Raw genomic sequence first — 16,526 nt, 5'->3', positions numbered from 1 at the left:
TAAAATACGTGATATAAAGTGAAAAAGAAAGGAGGGCACAGGATGGATGATTCACAGATCATTAACTTGTATTTTGCCAGAGATGAAAATGCAATTGTAGAGACAAAAAACAAATATCAGAATATGTGTTATAGGATTGCACAGAATATTTTGTATAACAGGGAAGACTCCGAGGAGTGTGTAAATGATACATGGCTTTTTACATGGAATAACATTCCGCCCAGGAGACCATCTGTTTTGTCTTCCTTTGTTTCTAAAATAACAAGAAATACAGCGATAGACCGCTATCGCAAAAGAAATGCGCAGAAACGAGTGGATTCCCATATGGAGGATATTGCAGGAGAGGTGGAAAAGATTGGAAATGCAATTTCTTCTGACATTGAGGACTACCTGAAAAAGAAGGAACTTGTAAAGTTGTTTGACTTCTTTTTAGGGAAGCTTTCTGAACGTGACCGGGATATCTTTATAAGGCGTTATTGGTATATGGATCCTATAAAAAAGATAGCGGACCGGCATGCCTGTGGGGAAAGCAAGATCAAGTCAATTTTGGCTCGCAGTAGGAAAAAACTTTATGGTTTGTTAAAGGAGGCTGGCTATGAAGGAGAGTAAAGGGTGGGAATTTTTAACTGCGTTTGAGGAGATCGATGAGAAATACATCTATCAGGCGGCTAAACCATGGAAAGAAAATAAAATCGTAATAGTCCAGCATTACATAAGGGTTGCGGCCGCCTGCAGCCTATTAGTGGCAGTCATTGGCGCTGGTCTTATTCATCAGAAAGAGGTGAAAGCAGCCTGGTATAAAATGACCTCCCTTATTGGGCGGATTTTAGGAATTGAGAAGGGCACAGATGAATATGTGAAAGCAATCCAAAAGACAATTGAAAAAAATGGGATTGCGGTTTCTTTGGAGGAGGTTGCTGCGGATGAAAAAAGTCTCTGGGTTGCATATTCTCTGACAGACGAAAATGATATTTCCCTGAACAGTGTCCAGGCATCTGTTGATGGGGAGTCATTAGAGCTAGAAAGGCAATATACGCTTAATAACAGCACAGGATCAGAAAAAACAGCTTCCAAATACTTTGTAGCGAAGTTTAATAGAAGTAAAGCTGATCGTTCCCAGAAATTTGAAATTGAAATAGGAACGTTTCAAAATGAAAATGGGCAGGTTGAAGAGAAGGATGCGTATGAATTTTCATTTACAGCAGATCCAGAAAAGTTGGAAGCGGATACAAAAGAGATTGACATTCAAACGTCCATACCGCTTGAGAAAGATCAGACATTTTTGCTTTCAGAAATGAAATACAATATCTTTGGATGCACCATTTCGGGGGTATTTTCTGATATGGCAGAAGATGATGAATTCTGGCTTCGTGGAAAAGACGACTTAGGAAATGAATATGTTTTTGATCTCACTTCCTATGAAAAACCGAATTTGATCTTTGAATTAGAAAATCTTGAAATTCCGGATCATGCAAAGCAATTAAATTTGCAACTCTATCGCTTTTCAGGAACTGCAGGAGAAATTGTTTCCCAAGAACAGAAGGAATCAGAAGATGCTTATATAGAAGAAACTGGAACCGTATATGGCGAAAACCAGGCACCGGAAGATCTGGCGGTTCCGATAGGTGAGAGTATTACGGTTGATTTACAAAAGTAAATTGGGCACATTTTTGCGGACGAATCACAAGAAACCTCTGTATTGACCGCCTGCGGAAAAAGCGGAAGCATTGAGAAATCAGTGGTTCCGTTTTTTCAGCAGGGGCGATTTTATACCAAAAATCATTTTGTAATTTACATGCCACTTTGCGGTAGATTTCACTTGAATTCGGGTATTGTAGTCTGGTATGAGAAAATAGTAAATACATGGACAGTTTTGGTTTATGTTATAATATCTCAAACTTTGATTCTAAAGTTCACTTCAAGGTACATTCTGTGCCATTTGCATACTCAAGGGGAAGAGGAAGCGTAAAGGGAAAAAAAAATATAATGCCGCGGCAGAAGTGCGCGGCGGTTAAATACGGAGGAAGATATGTGCGGTATCTGTGGATTTACCGGTTACAGGAATGATCAGAAGGCTGTAATCGAGAGAATGATGAAATCCATTGAACATAGAGGGCCAGACAGTGAAGGCTCTTTTTGTGGTGGCGAGATTACCCTTGGATTTAGAAGGCTTAGCATTATTGACCTGGAGGATGGACAGCAGCCTATGGAAAGTGCGGATGGGAATCTGCATATTGTTTTTAACGGAGAGATTTATGATTATAAGGAACTGCGGGCTGAATTAGAGGCAGCTGGTATTTCTTTCCGCACCCATTCGGATACGGAAGTGCTGGTGAATACCGTTCAGCAGTATGGGGAAAAGGCCTTGGACAAGCTGAGGGGAATGTTCGGATTTGCTGTGTGGAATGAGAAGGAGCAGACTTTGATGCTGGCAAGAGACTTCTTTGGAATCAAGCCGGTGTATTATGCGCAGATCGACGGGCATTTCGTATTTGCATCTGAAATCAAGAGCATCCTGGCATTCCCAGGGTATAAGAGAGAAGTGAACAGGCTAGCGTTGGAGCAGTATCTGTCCTTTCAATATTCAGCACTGGAAGAGACCTTTTTTAAAGGAATTTATAAGCTGATGCCAGGGCATGTGCTTATTTATAGAGATGGGAAATATGAAATAAAATCGTATTTTAAAGCCAGATTGACACCTGGACAGTGGAAAGATGAACTGGCGGAGCCTGTTGTTAAGCTTCGTCAGGGTGGAAAACCTGATATGCAGCAGCTTCAGGCACAGCTCGAAACCATCCTGGACGATACTTTAAAGCACCACATGCTAAGCGATGTGGAGGTTGGCGCATTCCTGTCTGGCGGCGTGGATTCTGGCTATCTGGCAGCCGCCTCCGGAGCAGACCAGGCCTTTACCGTAGGGTTTGACGAAGGCATTCGGTACAATGAAGTGGAAAAAGCTGCCCAGGTTGCGAAAGCAGCAGGCCTGAAGCACCATATAAAAATCATTTCCAAGGAAGAATTCTGGAATTCCCTCCCGGATGTGATGTACCATATGGACGAACCTTCAGGGGATGCATCTGCAGTTGCCCTTTATTTCCTGGCGCAGGAAGCAGCGAAGCATGTGAAAGTAGTGCTTTCCGGGGAGGGTGCGGATGAGCTTTTCGGCGGATATAACATTTACCGGGAGCCGGAAGCACTGAAAATGGTTGGCTGGGTTCCATTTGGAATCAGAAGGGCAGTAGGCCGGCTGGCAGCGAAACTGCCAGATGTGAAAGGCAGGGACTTCCTGATCCGCGCAGGAAAGAAAGTAGAAGAACGATTTATCGGAAATGCATATATTTATGGTGAAAAAGAAAAAAATCAGATTTTAAAAGGTGGCGTGACAGGGCAGACAACCCAGGAATACCTGAATCCGTTTTATAAAGAAATCGAAAATGACCGTTTCTTTGGAAAGACAGATAGAAATAAGCACACAGATAAAGCGTGCAGAATAGAAAAGAAAAGTGGAAGCTTGGGAAAATCCCACCTTCAGGATATGGAGAAAATGCAGTCCGTTGACCTGAATTACTGGCTTCCCGGCGATATCCTTCAGAAAGCGGACAAGATGAGTATGGCCCATTCCCTGGAAGTGCGGGTGCCATTTCTGGACAAGGAAGTATGGGCGCTGGCAGCAGGGCTGCCTAAGGAAGCCAAGATTGCTGACGGTACGACGAAGGATATTTTCCGAAAAGCAGTTTCGAAGTATATTCCCCAGGATACGGACGGAAGGAAGAAGCTGGGATTTCCAATTCCCATCCGTGTGTGGCTGCGCCAGGACGACTGGTACCAGATGGTGAAAGAAGTGTTTACATCAAAAGAAGCTGAAGAATTTTTTCATACAGAAAAATTGCTCCAGCTTCTGAGAGAACATAAAGAAGGGAAAAAGGACAACAGCCGCAAGATATGGACAGTCCTTACCTTCCTGATTTGGTATCATACATTTTTTTACGGGGAAAGTTCTGAACGTCAGCTGCAAAGTAACTGATTTTCCTATATGGTGATGTCGCCAGAGGCGTCCTGTCCGTTTAGGAATCCTTCCGCTCTGCTTTTCTGGACTTTTTTGCAGAGTACATTTTTTCGTCTGCCAGATTGATATAATCATTCAGAGTCAGAATTGGATCCTCGGCGCTCACCCAGCCGATGCTTGCCTCAATGGGGAAGCCCACCCGGCTGTTGGCAGAAAGTGCATCCAGAGAAGTCTGAAGGGTATGAGCTAGCTCCTGCATTTGCAGCTCATCAGAATAAGGAATCACACACACGAATTCATCTCCGCCATAGCGCATGGAAATGGACTCCGCAGGACAGAGCTGCCGCAGAACGGAAGCAATGCTGCTGATGGCAAGATTTCCCATATCATGACCAAAGTTATCGTTGATATATTTCAGGTGATCTGCGTCCACAAACATGATTCCCACTGGCTGATTTTCCCGCATACATTGATGGAAAAGAGGAAGAGCCAGCTTCTCATATGCCATCCGGTTGTAAAGTCCGGTGAGGGAATCGTGGATATAAAGCTGGGAAAGCTGCTTGTTCATTTTACGCAGGGTAAGCCTTGCATACAGGGCCTCTATGGAGGTCTGGAGTGCATTTAAGGTTTCGAACAGGAACTGATGCTCCAGCAGATAATCACAATTGGTGATGATCAGGAAGCCGATTTCCCGTTCACGAAAATGCAGAGGACAGAACTGGTAAATATTTTGCTTTCCACCAGACTCTTTTCGTGGAAGGGCAAGAACCTCTTTCAGATCAAGCTGCTGTGGCTTTTGATTTTCCTGACGGGGGTAAACCAGTGTCATTTCATTTGGATATCCATGAGTCAGATAGGTGTCGTCTGGGATTTCAGGAAGCACATCCACATTTTCACTCATAAAGATATCTGGATTCATAAACAGATAAATATTTCCGCAGCCATGCTCAGTCAGCCAGGTCTGCATGCGCCCTGCAAGCTCTGTGTATCCGGAGCAGTCCAGGAGAACACGGTTCAGATCCATCATCCAGTTCTGCATATCGCTCTGGCGTGCTTCTGCTATGATCCGTCCGATCACATACTCTCCCCGGTCTGGCGGATTTTTGGAAATACAGCCGCAGCTTTCCTGAAAAACGTAGTTGAAAGGTGCGTACACATAAGTGGCTTCAGCCTTCCCCTGCCAGATTTTTTCCAGAAGCAGAAGAGCACCTGCCATAACATCAGCCTTGGAAAAGCCTACGGTGGTAATTCTTGGATCATAGTAGGATGCCTTGTCCTCATTGTCGAAACCGGTTACCAGAAAATCCCCGGGGATCGAATAGCCCGCTTCTTTGGCAGCCAGGCAGACACCGACCGCAGTATTGTCGTTGACACATACAAAGGCATCTGGAAGCAGATCCATTTCTTTAAATTTGGAAAAGGCCTGGATTCCGGTTTCAATTTCGTAATTATGATGGATCACACGCTGTTCCTCGAAGGAAATCCCATGGTGAAGAAGGGCATCCTTGTAAGCCTTGAAACGGAGTTGATTTTCCTTATTAAATTCAGGTCCGCCAATGTAATTCAGAGTCCGGCATCCATGTTCGGTGATCAGATGCTCAACAACACTGTTAATGGCTTTGTAGTTGTCAATTCCGGAATGATACAGTCCAGGAATCTGTTCCAGAAGGGAAACAGTTGGGACGCCGCTTTTCCTGGCACGTTCGATCACCTCTGCAATCAGGTCTGGCTGGGACACGGTGGCCAGATCCAGAAGGATGCCGTCAAATTCTGAAAAATCAGGAAGCCGTGTGATGTTGTATTCCCCTGCATTATGCTTCTCATCCATACTGAAATTTCCGAAGCTCTGGAAAATGTATAAATCCATATCTGACTGGTGGGCAGCCATGTAATTCCGATATCCCTGAATCCAGGTATAGGTTACATAACGTCCCCAACCGTCTGTAATAAGTGCTATTTTCTTCATGTAAAAATCTCCCAAGGACAGTTTGTACAAAACTATAAACATTGTTAGTATTATATCGAATTATCTGTGGAAATACCACATCTTTTGTGAAAAATATATTGGAAAATCTCAAAAACCAATTTCGGTAAAAGTAATTTTTAACAAAATATTTTTCGAAAAAACGAAACTGCTGTTGTTGAGAATTATTCTCAAATACACTTCTTTTCATATCCAGATAAAAGAGTTATGATAAACATAAGTTAGCAAGAACTAACAAGACGGCGTAGAAATCACTGTAATTGTTTTGAGAGAAAATAGTTCGTGAACTAAAATTGTTTATAGGGAGGAAAAAAGATGTTTCTTGAAATCAAAGGTTTGAAGAAAGGCTTCGGTTCTGGAGACAGCAGGACAGAGGTTCTCCGAGGAATTGATTTTTCTGTGGAAAAAGGCGAATTCTGCGTGCTTCTTGGACCGTCTGGTTCCGGAAAATCCACACTTTTGAATATTATCGGTGGAATTGATGAGCCAGATGAGGGCTATATTTCCATAAACGGGGAAAAAACAGGGGATATGAAGGATAAGGCGCTGACTCTTTACCGCCGGAAGCATTTGGGCTATGTTTTCCAGATGTATAATCTGATCCCCAATTTAAATGTGAAGGAAAATATCGAAGTGGGAGCCTATCTCAGCGATAAGGCCCTGGATATTGATGAATTGCTTCATACCCTGGGGCTTTATGAGCACAGACATAAGCTTCCAAACCAGCTTTCCGGCGGTCAGCAGCAGAGAACAGCGATTGGTCGTGCCATTGTAAAAAATCCGGACATCCTTCTTTGCGATGAGCCAACAGGAGCGCTGGATTACAACACCTCCAAGGAAATTCTGCGTTTGATCGAGCAGGTCAACCAGAAGTATGGAAATACCATCATCATGGTTACCCACAACGATGCCATCAAAAATATGGCAGACCGTGTGGTGAAGCTCCGTGATGGTCAGATCCGCAAAAATTATCTAAATGAGTCCAAAGTCGCAGCTGACGACCTGGACTGGTAAGGCGGTGTACTATGAAGAATCCATTGTGGAAACGTCTTCCAAGAGAATTGAAAAGTGATTTCGGAAAATATATTGTGATTTTTCTGTTTATGACATTGACCATAGGTTTTGTCTCGGGATTTCTGGTGGCGGATGACAGTATGCTGGCAGCCTATGACGAAGGTTTCGAAAAATATAACATTGAACATGGCAACTTTACCCTCTCTTCGAAAGCCAGCGAAAGTGATCTGAAGAAAATTGAAAAAAATGGAAAAGTACGAATCTGCGAAAACTTTTACCGCGATGAAGCTGTGGATGCAGACCTGGATGGAAACGAAGAGGGAACCATGCGTATTTATCAGGATCGCACCGATATGAATCTTGTGTGCCTGATGTCAGGCGTGATGCCAGCTGGGAAAAACGAGATCGCTATTGACCGGATGTATGCAGATAATAACAAGCTGAAGGTTGGCGACAAGATAGAAATTGGGGGAGAACAGCTGAAGGTTACCGGATATGTAGCATTACCCGACTACAGTTGTTTATTTTCTGATAACAGCGATATGATGTTTGATGCTGTAAAATTCGGTGTGGGTATTATGACAGAAGAAGGTGCGGATGTTTTTGGAACCACCCACCTGGAGTACCGCTATTCCTGGCAGTATGAGACGGCACCAAAGGATGATATTGAAGCAAAAAACATGTCTGAGGATTTTCTGGAGGTTCTGGTTAAATATGGAAATGTGACAGGCTTTATCCCAGCCTATTCCAATCAAGCCATCACTTTTACCGGTGAGGACATGGGCGGTGATAAGGCTATGATGGAGGTGCTGCTGTATATTCTGATCGTGATCATTGCTTTTGTGTTTGCAGTTACAACAAATAATACCATTACAAAAGAAGCTTCTGTGATCGGGACCCTGCGTGCTTCCGGATATTCCAGAAGAGAACTTCTGTTCCACTATATTTCCATGCCGTTGATCGTAACTGTGGTTGCTTCTGTTCTTGGAAACGTGCTGGGCTACACTTCCTTTAAAGATCTTTGTGCAGGTATGTATTATGGCAGCTACAGCCTGCCGACCTATGAAACACGCTGGAATGCAGATGCATTTATACTGACCACAGTGGTTCCGGTAGTGATCATGCTGGGAATCAATCTGATCCTGATTTCAGGAAAACTGCGTCTTTCTCCTTTGAAATTCCTGCGTCATGATCTGTCCACATCCAAACGGAAAAAAGCTGTGCGTCTTCCGGACTTTAAGTTTTTCAACCGCTTCCGGCTGCGTATTATCCTGCAGAATAAATCCAGTTATCTGACTTTATTTATTGGAATCTTTTTTGCAAATGTGCTGCTGCTTTTTGGAATGATGATGAAGCCGCTCTTGGATCATTATCAGGAAGAAATTTTGAAAAATATGATTGCGCCGTATCAGTATGTGCTGAATGTACCGGAGGAGCCAGACGAGAAGGAACGGTATACAGTTATGGGAATGCTACAGAAATTCCTCACTCCGTCCATGAAAACCAATGAAGCGTCCGCAGAAAAGTTCTGCCTGAATTCCATGAAAAACGTACTGCCAGATCAGGATGGCGAGACCATAACGGTCTATGGGATTTCAGAGAACAGTACATATGTAAGCGCGGAGCTTCCAACAGATGGAGTTCTGATTTCCGACGGTTATGCAGAAAAGTATAAGATAAAGACCGGGGATACCATTGTGCTGAAGGAAGCCTACGGAAGCGAGACCTATGAGTTTACCGTGCAGGGAATCTACGATTATCCGGCTTCGTTGACGGTGTTTATGCCGATTACTTCTTACAGGGAAAACTTTGGGGAAAAGGAGGGGTACTTTAACGGTTATTTTTCCAGGGAAAAGATCACAGATCTGGATGAGGATTTGATCGCAACAACGATTACAGAGGACGATCTGACAAAGGTCAGCCGTCAGCTGGATGTGTCTATGGGAGAGATGTTTAAGCTGATCAATGTATTTGCAGTTGTGCTGTTTGCTCTTTTGATCTATCTGCTTACCAAGCTGATTATTGAAAAAAATGCCAATGCCATTTCTATGGTAAAGATTCTGGGGTATGAGAACAGGGAGATCAACAGCCTTTATCTCACTTCTACTACGTGGGTAGTCGTGTTGTCCATTTTGCTTAGCCTGGGGTTGTCCACCTGGACCATTCATGGAATATACGGATATCTGATGTCCTCTTTTTCTGGATGGCTTACCTTATATCTGAAACCAGCGGTTTATCCGGAGATGTTTGCAATGGGGATGGGGGCATATGTGCTGGTAGCCCTGCTGCAATTTAGAAGGATTAAGAAGATTCCTATGGATGTGGCGCTGAAAAATGTGGAGTAGGAGAATTATACGAAAATAGAATATTGGAGGATATTGGGGCAGACTTCTATTTCTTCGGGAGTTTGCCCTGATTTATGCTGAGCATTTTATTTTCAGTAATACGTTTTTGGGGGGAGGGCGGGTTAATAGTGGCAACCAGGTTGGAGTGGTGTTCTGTTTATTGAGAGATTTATTCATATTTTCATGTTGTGATTTGGTAAAATTTCGTATATACTTTCCCTTGTAGCCCAAAGTGGATATTTTGTATCCGGGTGGGACTTGCTGCGTATAATAATGGGAGCAAGTGTCCACATATTTTTTCAGAAGAGGAGATACGAACATGGATTACGCAAAAGAATCCTTAAAGATGCACTATGAGTTAAAAGGTAAAATTGAAGTTGTTTCAAGAGCAAAGGTTGATTCCAAGGATGCTTTAAGCCTTGCCTACACCCCTGGTGTTGCACAGCCTTGCCTTGAGATTCAGAAAGATATTAATAAAAGTTATGAACTTACCAGACGTTGGAATACCGTTGCTGTTGTAACAGATGGTACCGCAGTTCTTGGTCTTGGAGATATCGGTCCGGAGGCAGGTATGCCGGTTATGGAGGGCAAATGCGTTCTGTTCAAAGAGTTTGGTGATGTGGATGCTATTCCGCTTTGTGTACGAAGCAAGGATGTAGATGAGATCGTGCAGACCGTTCGTCTTCTGGCTGGAAGCTTCGGCGGTGTAAACCTGGAGGATATTTCCGCACCGAGATGCTTTGAGATTGAGAAGAAGCTGAAAGAGTGCTGTGATATTCCGATTTTCCATGACGACCAGCATGGTACTGCAGTTATTACACTTGCAGGTGTGATCAATGCGTTGAAGGTTGTTGGCAAAAAAATCGAAGACATTAAGATCGTTACTTCCGGAGCAGGAGCTGCCGGAATCGCGATTATCAAACTTCTTATTTCCATGGGACTTAAGAACGTTATTATGACAGACCGTAAAGGTGCAATTTACGAGGGGCGTGAGGGTCTGAATCCGATTAAAGAAGAGATGGCGAAGATCACAAACGCCAATCATGAGAAAGGCTCCCTGAGCGAGGTAATCAAAGGTGCTGACGTATTTATCGGTGTTTCCGCACCTGGAACCCTTACTCCGGATATGGTTCGCACCATGGCGAAAGATCCGATCATCTTTGCCTGCGCAAATCCAACTCCGGAGATTTTTCCAGATGAGGCCAAGGCAGCAGGAGCAGCAGTTGTATCCACCGGTCGTTCCGACTACCCGAACCAGGTGAACAATGTTCTCTGCTTCCCAGGAATCTTCCGCGGGGCCCTTGATGTCCGCGCATCCGACATCAACGATGAAATGAAGATTGCCGCTGCGTATGCAATCGCAAGTCTGGTAAGCGACGAAGAACTCTGCGCTGACTATATTCTGCCGGCTGCATTTGACTCACGTGTGAAAAATGCAGTTGCAAAGGCTACGGCAGAAGCTGCCATTAAGAGCGGAGTGGCTAGAATCTAAAATTCTTTATATATCCGTTTGTTTTCTTCTGCGGAGAATAACTTTAAACGATGCCCGATGCGAATCGCTTTTGAATCTGATCCATGTCCGATCAAAGGTGTTTTCGCAATGGGCGTCTTTTTTTCTGCGAATTCAAGAATCAGTTTTGCCATATCTGGCTGACAGTTATCCACTTCCATTTTTGTAAATGTTCCAAGCAGAATCCCATTTACTTTCTTAAAAACGCCCATCTGACTGAGCTGGCTTAAATAGGTTACCATCTGAGGCCGTTTTCCGCCAAAGGACTCCAGAAGCAGGACTTTCTCCCGCATATCCGGCCAGTAAGGTGTGCCAGCCAGCTTTAAAAGACACCGTATATTACCGCCAACCACAATTCCCTCCATATGAGTTCCCTGTACAAATTCATAAGGAAAATCATAAAGGGAAGAGGCTCCCGCCAGCATCGTTCCAAGAAAGTCCGTTATCTGGGACTTGCTGTGATCATAGGTAAGATTCCGTACCTGATATAGGACAGAAGATTTCCCCGTCCGGGCATAAATGGCATTCAGAATGGTGGTAAGATCACTGTATCCCCAGAAACGTTTATTCCCATAAGCAATCGTCTGAAAATCTAGATAAGGTAAAATCTCGTTGGCCATGTCTCCGCCAGACACATCAAAAATATCAGTAACAGAATCATCCTCATAAAATTTCATAAGCGCCCTGGCACGTTCCCTGGCAGTTCCGGCCTCTCCATTTTCATCTCCATAAAGATAAGGGCTAAGTGATACTTCCAGCCCGGATTTTTCCAGAATCTGCACCAACATTTTTATTGTTTCGGTCTGTTCCTGCCTAAGTCCGTTGGAACAACAGACAATCCCGATTTTGCTTCCCTGTTTCATAAAAACAATCCTTTCTGAAAAAAATACATGTGATTATTTCATTGCTTTAACTATAGAAACTTGTGCAATCAGTATAAGAATACACATATTCCTAATTTTTAGTTGTTTTTTTATTATAAACAATAAATTTCTACAATTCCACTATCGATCCTGCTATTTCCGAAAGATTTTCAAATATTGTTACGGTTCACTCCGTGACCAGTAACACGCTCCGCGATGTGCAGAAATCATGCTTTCGCATGATTTCGCGCCTAGGTCCTCGGGGGAACTGTGAGCTTTGCTCACAAAAAACACCTCGCGGAACATTACCTGTGAATAGTAATCCAATGTTTTCTGGTCAAAATTTATGAAATTGCAGTGGAAAAAAATGAGAAAAAAGTGCAAATAAATTATTGACAGCTTATATAAATTAGAATATACTAATCAACGTAAGCGAAACATAATAATAAATAGGTGTTTCTAAAACACAAAAAGGAAGGATGATATGATGCCGTTATCAATGGTAAACGAAGGAGAGCCGCAGGTGATCAAAAAAGTCGGCGGTAAAGAAGAAACCCGTAAATTTCTTGAAAATCTTGGATTTGTACAGGGAGCTACTGTAACCGTTGTAAGTGAGATCAGCGGTAACATGATCGTGAATGTGAAAGATTCCAGAGTTGCCATTGGCAAGGATATGGCGAATCGGATCATGGTCTGAAATCCAGAAAAAAGGAGCAAGTATTATGAAAACATTACGGCAAGTTGGCGTAGGCCAGACTGTCACAGTGAAGAGACTGCATGGCGAAGGACCTGTAAAGAGACGTATCATGGACATGGGAATCACCAAAGGTGTGCAGATCTATGTACGTAAGGTTGCACCGCTTGGAGATCCTATTGAGGTAACCGTAAGAGATTATGAACTGTCTCTGAGAAAAGGCGATGCAGAAATGATCGAGGTAGAGTAAGTACTGTACCAGATGTGTAACTATTCCGAAGACAGTATTCCGCCAGGCGTTTTGTGTGAACGTAGTTCACAGAAAACCCGAGAGTAGCGGCGTGAAATCATGCAAAGCATGATTTCTGTGCATCGCGGAGCATGTAACTGTGAAGGCACTGAACAGTTACCAAGATATAGTACTTTTGGGGCCCTGAGAGCGAAAGCCAACAGGAAACCGCAGCTGCGCATACATAAGGGAAATGAGCACAGCATGAAATTGCATATTCTGGAAACGAATGGGCAATTTTTTTTACTCTGGTTAGTTAGCGAGACCTAACAAATAAGTGAAAACGCTAACAAATGAAAACTAATTGAAACAATCGATAGTAGCGGGCAACTAAAATTAGCGGAAGCTGGCATACGTAAGCCCCAAAAATTGAAAAAAGAAAATCTGGAAAGAAAGAGGAGGCATGAAAATGTCGATTAAGATTGCACTTGCAGGTAACCCTAACTGCGGCAAGACCACATTATTCAATGCACTGACCGGCTCTAACCAGTTCGTTGGTAACTGGCCTGGTGTAACAGTAGAGAAAAAAGAAGGTAAACTGAAAGGTCACAAGGATGTAACCATCATGGACCTTCCTGGTATTTATTCCCTTTCCCCATACACACTTGAGGAAGTGGTTGCCAGAAATTACCTGATCAATGAAATGCCAGATGCGATCATCAACATCGTAGATGGTACAAACCTTGAGCGTAACCTGTATCTGTCCACACAGATCATGGAGCTTGGAATCCCGGTGGTTATGGCAATTAACATGATGGACCTGGTTCAGAAATCCGGAAACAAGATCCACATTGACAAATTAAGCAAAAAGCTTGGCTGCGAAGTGGTTGAGATTTCCGCTCTGAAAGGAACCGGAATCATGAAAGCTGCTGAGAAGGCAATCAGCGCAGCACAGAGCAAAAAGAAAACCGTTCCGGTTCACGAATTTGCACAGGATGTTGAGGATGCGATCAAATCTGTTGAGAATAAGCTGACAGGAACTGTTGCAGAGGCTCAGAAACGTTTCTTTGCAATCAAGCTTATCGAGAAAGATGACAAGATCGTAGAGCAGATGAAGAGCGTTCCGGATGTGTCTTACGAAGTAAAGGCTCTGGAAGATAAATTCGATGATGATACAGAGAGTATTATCACAAACGAGCGTTATGTATACATCTCTTCCATTATTGGACAGTGCTATACAAAATCCTCTACAGGAAAGAAGCTTACAACCTCCGATAAGATCGACAGAATCGTAACCAACAGATGGCTGGCGCTTCCGATCTTCGCAGTTGTAATGTGGGTTGTTTATTATGTGTCTGTAACCACTGTTGGAACTATTGTAACAGATTGGACAAATGATGTACTCTTCGGTGAGATTATTCCTCCGGCAGTTGAGTCTGCTCTGGAAGCTGTAAATTGCGCTGCATGGCTGCAGGGACTGATCCTTGACGGTATTGTTGCCGGTGTTGGCGCTGTACTTGGTTTCGTACCGCAGATGCTGGTTCTGTTCCTGTTCCTTGCATTCCTTGAGTCCTGCGGTTACATGGCTCGTGTTGCATTCATCATGGACAGAATCTTCCGTAAATTCGGTCTTTCCGGAAAATCCTTCATCCCAATGTTGATCGGTTCCGGATGTGGTGTTCCTGGAGTTATGGCTTCCCGTACAATCGAGAACGACCGTGACCGTAAAATGACAATTATGACCACAACATTTGTTCCTTGTGGTGCGAAGCTCCCGATCATTGCAATGATTGCAGGTGCATTCTTTAACAACAGCGGATGGGTTGCGACAAGCTGTTACTTTGTTGGTATCGCAGCAATCATCTGCTCCGGTATCATCCTTAAGAAAACAAAAATGTTCGCTGGCGAGCCGGCACCATTCGTTATGGAGCTTCCGGCATATCACTGGCCGACAGTCGGCAATATTCTGAGAAGCATGTGGGAGAGAGGCTGGTCTTTCATCAAGAAAGCTGGTACCATCATTCTTCTTTCCACAATCGTTCTCTGGTTCCTCATGGGATTCGGCTGGGAAGGCGGTTCCTTCGGAATGGTAGAAGAACTGAACAACAGTATTCTTGCCAAGATTGGTTCTGCTATCGCCTGGATTTTTGCTCCTCTTGGATGGACAAAAGCAGGAGAGGGCTGGAAGATGGCAGTTGCAGCCGTAACAGGTCTTATTGCAAAAGAGAACGTTGTTGCTACATTTGGTATGCTCTTCGGATTTGCAGAGGTTGCAGAGGATGGAGCTGAGATCTGGGGAAATCTTGCACAGGTTATGACTCCAATTGCAGCTTACGGATTCCTGGTATTCAACCTTCTTTGCGCTCCGTGCTTCGCGGCTATGGGTGCAATCAAGAGAGAGATGAACAACGCAAAATGGTTCTGGTTTGCAATCGGCTATCAGTGTGGTCTTGCTTATGTAGTTTCACTTTGCATTTATCAGATTGGTACACTGCTTACAGGCGGCGGATTTGGAATCGGAACTGTTGTAGCATTTGTTCTGGTTGCAGTATTCCTGTACCTGCTGTTCAGACCATATAAAGAGAGCAACAGCTTAAAGGTTAATACAAAGAGTATTGCTTAAGCAAAGTTCTTAAAAATAATTCAGCCTGTATCCCTTAAAGAGATACAGGCTGGAATTTTTATATAAGGGGAAATCTGAAGAAACTGGTTTGTTATGATCCACAGATAGCATTTCACCAGCTTTTCAGCCAAGAGTATAGTAGCCGGATTTCTTTTTATATCAGAATTCCAGACGACACAAAAGTTTAGAAAAGGATGGCGATGAAGGATGGAAAAAGCAGTTAAAGAAAAAGCATATGAGACTCATGAAGCATATCAGCGTACAAAAATGCAAAAAGATATGATCCTTGAACGATTACGCGACCAGGGCTGCAGAATCACCAGGCAGCGCCAGCTGATTCTGGATATTATTCTGGAAGAGGATTGTTCCTGCTGCAAGGAAATCTATTACAAAGTACAGGAAAAAGATAAGAACATAGGCCCAGCCACCATTTACCGTATGGTAAATATGCTGGAGAAAATCGGCGCTATCAGCCGCAAGAACATGTACCGGATTTCCGGCTGCGAAACATGCTGTCAGGAAAACGGCTGCACTGTAAGACTTAGTGATGATACGGTCTGTAAGTTACCTTCTGAAGTCTGGAAACAGGTTGTAAGAGAAGGACTTAAAAATATGGGCTATATCGGGGACCAGGATATTGAGAGTATTGAGATGATAATGTCAAAATGTGAGGCATGAGAATGATGATGCACATTGTGCATAGCTGTAGGTCAGACTGTAAACAGTAACTGTGCCTGATTTACGGTGACAGAAGGCGGTAGCGTCGCAGAGGATATATCAGTACCCGGAACCGAGGCAAAAAGAAAGGCGGAGGTGCGGCAACTATGTGGTGTATGAAGAAAGAAGGAATGAAGGAGTCCAGGGAGGATTATCTGGAGACGATTCTGATCCTGAATAAGAAATCCCCCGGAGAGGTACGTCCGGTGGATGTTGCAAATCATCTTGGCATCACCAAGCCAAGTGTGACCAGGGCCATGACAGAATTGGAAAAGGATGGTCATATTACAAGAAATGAAAAAGGACGTCTACTTCTCACGGAATCGGGAAGAGAAATTGCAGAGAATGTTTACGAGAAGCACCAGGTGATCACGAAGCTGTTTGCAAAATGTGCCAATGTGTCAGAAGAGACAGCGGAGTCGGATGCCTGCAAAGTGGAGCATGTGATCAGCGAGGAGACTTTTAAGGGAATAAAGAGCTATCTGGATGCCATGTCGGGCATTGGAGAAGGCTAAGGGCTGTTTAAATGGTCTGGAAAAGT

Annotated in this window: 13 protein-coding genes; 11 read left to right on the top strand and 2 right to left on the bottom strand. The window is 43.7% G+C overall.

The genetic code is table 11. From position 1 onward, the window contains the following. The first annotated feature begins 42 nt into the window (after nt 1-42). The 3 genes from LIQ05_RS07545 (at nt 43) to asnB (ending at nt 4,024) form a co-directional block, all read left to right on the top strand. Complete coding sequence (locus tag LIQ05_RS07545) at nt 43-609, top strand: RNA polymerase sigma factor (RefSeq protein ID WP_226819732.1); 567 nt, start codon at nt 43-45, stop codon at nt 607-609. Further along, complete coding sequence (locus tag LIQ05_RS07540) at nt 596-1,657, top strand: DUF4179 domain-containing protein (RefSeq protein ID WP_226819731.1); 1,062 nt, start codon at nt 596-598, stop codon at nt 1,655-1,657. Before LIQ05_RS07545 ends, LIQ05_RS07540 begins: the two co-directional genes overlap by 14 nt. Before the next feature lie 372 nt (nt 1,658-2,029). Continuing rightward, nucleotides 2,030-4,024, top strand: coding sequence for an asparagine synthase (glutamine-hydrolyzing) (gene asnB, locus LIQ05_RS07535; RefSeq protein WP_226819730.1), 1,995 nt, complete (start codon nt 2,030-2,032; stop codon nt 4,022-4,024). A gap of 40 nt (nt 4,025-4,064) precedes the next feature. Here the strand turns inward: asnB and LIQ05_RS07530 are convergent, their stop codons facing one another. Further along, entirely contained in the window at nt 4,065-5,972 is a 1,908-nt protein-coding gene (locus LIQ05_RS07530) for a diguanylate cyclase (protein WP_226819729.1), read from the bottom strand. A 333-nt stretch (nt 5,973-6,305) separates the two neighbouring features. Here LIQ05_RS07530 and LIQ05_RS07525 point away from each other — a divergent pair, with 333 nt between their 5' ends. The 3 genes from LIQ05_RS07525 (at nt 6,306) to LIQ05_RS07515 (ending at nt 10,841) form a co-directional block, all read left to right on the top strand. Beyond that, entirely contained in the window at nt 6,306-7,004 is a 699-nt protein-coding gene (locus LIQ05_RS07525; protein WP_226819728.1) for an ABC transporter ATP-binding protein, read from the top strand. Between the two features lie 11 nt (nt 7,005-7,015). Beyond that, on the top strand, nt 7,016-9,349 hold the full coding sequence (locus tag LIQ05_RS07520; RefSeq protein ID WP_226819727.1) for an ABC transporter permease: 2,334 nt from the start codon (nt 7,016-7,018) through the stop codon (nt 9,347-9,349). Nucleotides 9,350-9,668: 319 nt separating this feature from the next. Then, on the top strand, nt 9,669-10,841 hold the full coding sequence (locus LIQ05_RS07515) for an NAD(P)-dependent malic enzyme (protein ID WP_226819726.1): 1,173 nt from the start codon (nt 9,669-9,671) through the stop codon (nt 10,839-10,841). On the opposite strand, the gene LIQ05_RS07510 is transcribed toward LIQ05_RS07515, so the two are convergent. Then, the gene (locus tag LIQ05_RS07510; RefSeq protein ID WP_226819725.1) at nt 10,838-11,722 is read right to left on the bottom strand and encodes an LD-carboxypeptidase; all 885 of its coding nucleotides are present in this window, start codon (nt 11,720-11,722) and stop codon (nt 10,838-10,840) included. The two genes, LIQ05_RS07515 and LIQ05_RS07510, sit on opposite strands and share 4 nt — an antisense overlap. A 484-nt stretch (nt 11,723-12,206) precedes the next feature. Between LIQ05_RS07510 and LIQ05_RS07505 the strand changes: the two genes are divergently transcribed. The 5 genes from LIQ05_RS07505 (at nt 12,207) to LIQ05_RS07485 (ending at nt 16,500) form a co-directional block, all read left to right on the top strand. Then, on the top strand, nt 12,207-12,419 hold the full coding sequence (locus LIQ05_RS07505) for a FeoA family protein (protein ID WP_118581835.1): 213 nt from the start codon (nt 12,207-12,209) through the stop codon (nt 12,417-12,419). Nucleotides 12,420-12,444: 25 nt separating this feature from the next. Then, nucleotides 12,445-12,666, top strand: a complete 222-nt coding sequence (locus LIQ05_RS07500) for a FeoA family protein (protein ID WP_226819724.1) — start codon at nt 12,445-12,447, stop codon at nt 12,664-12,666. 448 nt (nt 12,667-13,114) lie between these two features. Next, on the top strand, nt 13,115-15,268 hold the full coding sequence (gene feoB, locus LIQ05_RS07495) for a ferrous iron transport protein B (protein ID WP_226819723.1): 2,154 nt from the start codon (nt 13,115-13,117) through the stop codon (nt 15,266-15,268). Nucleotides 15,269-15,475: 207 nt separating this feature from the next. Then, the gene (locus LIQ05_RS07490; RefSeq protein ID WP_226819722.1) at nt 15,476-15,946 is read left to right on the top strand and encodes a Fur family transcriptional regulator; all 471 of its coding nucleotides are present in this window, start codon (nt 15,476-15,478) and stop codon (nt 15,944-15,946) included. 146 nt (nt 15,947-16,092) lie between these two features. After that, nucleotides 16,093-16,500 carry a metal-dependent transcriptional regulator gene (locus tag LIQ05_RS07485; protein ID WP_330633962.1) on the top strand — a complete coding sequence of 136 codons (408 nt, stop codon included), beginning with the start codon at nt 16,093-16,095 and terminating at the stop codon, nt 16,498-16,500. The last annotated feature ends 26 nt before the right edge of the window (nt 16,501-16,526 follow it).

The organism is Blautia glucerasea (genome assembly GCF_020537505.1).
Lineage (GTDB): Bacteria > Bacillota > Clostridia > Lachnospirales > Lachnospiraceae > Blautia_A.
The sequence above is the reverse complement of the archived record's forward strand: the minus strand, read 5'-3'. Positions and strand labels throughout refer to the sequence as shown.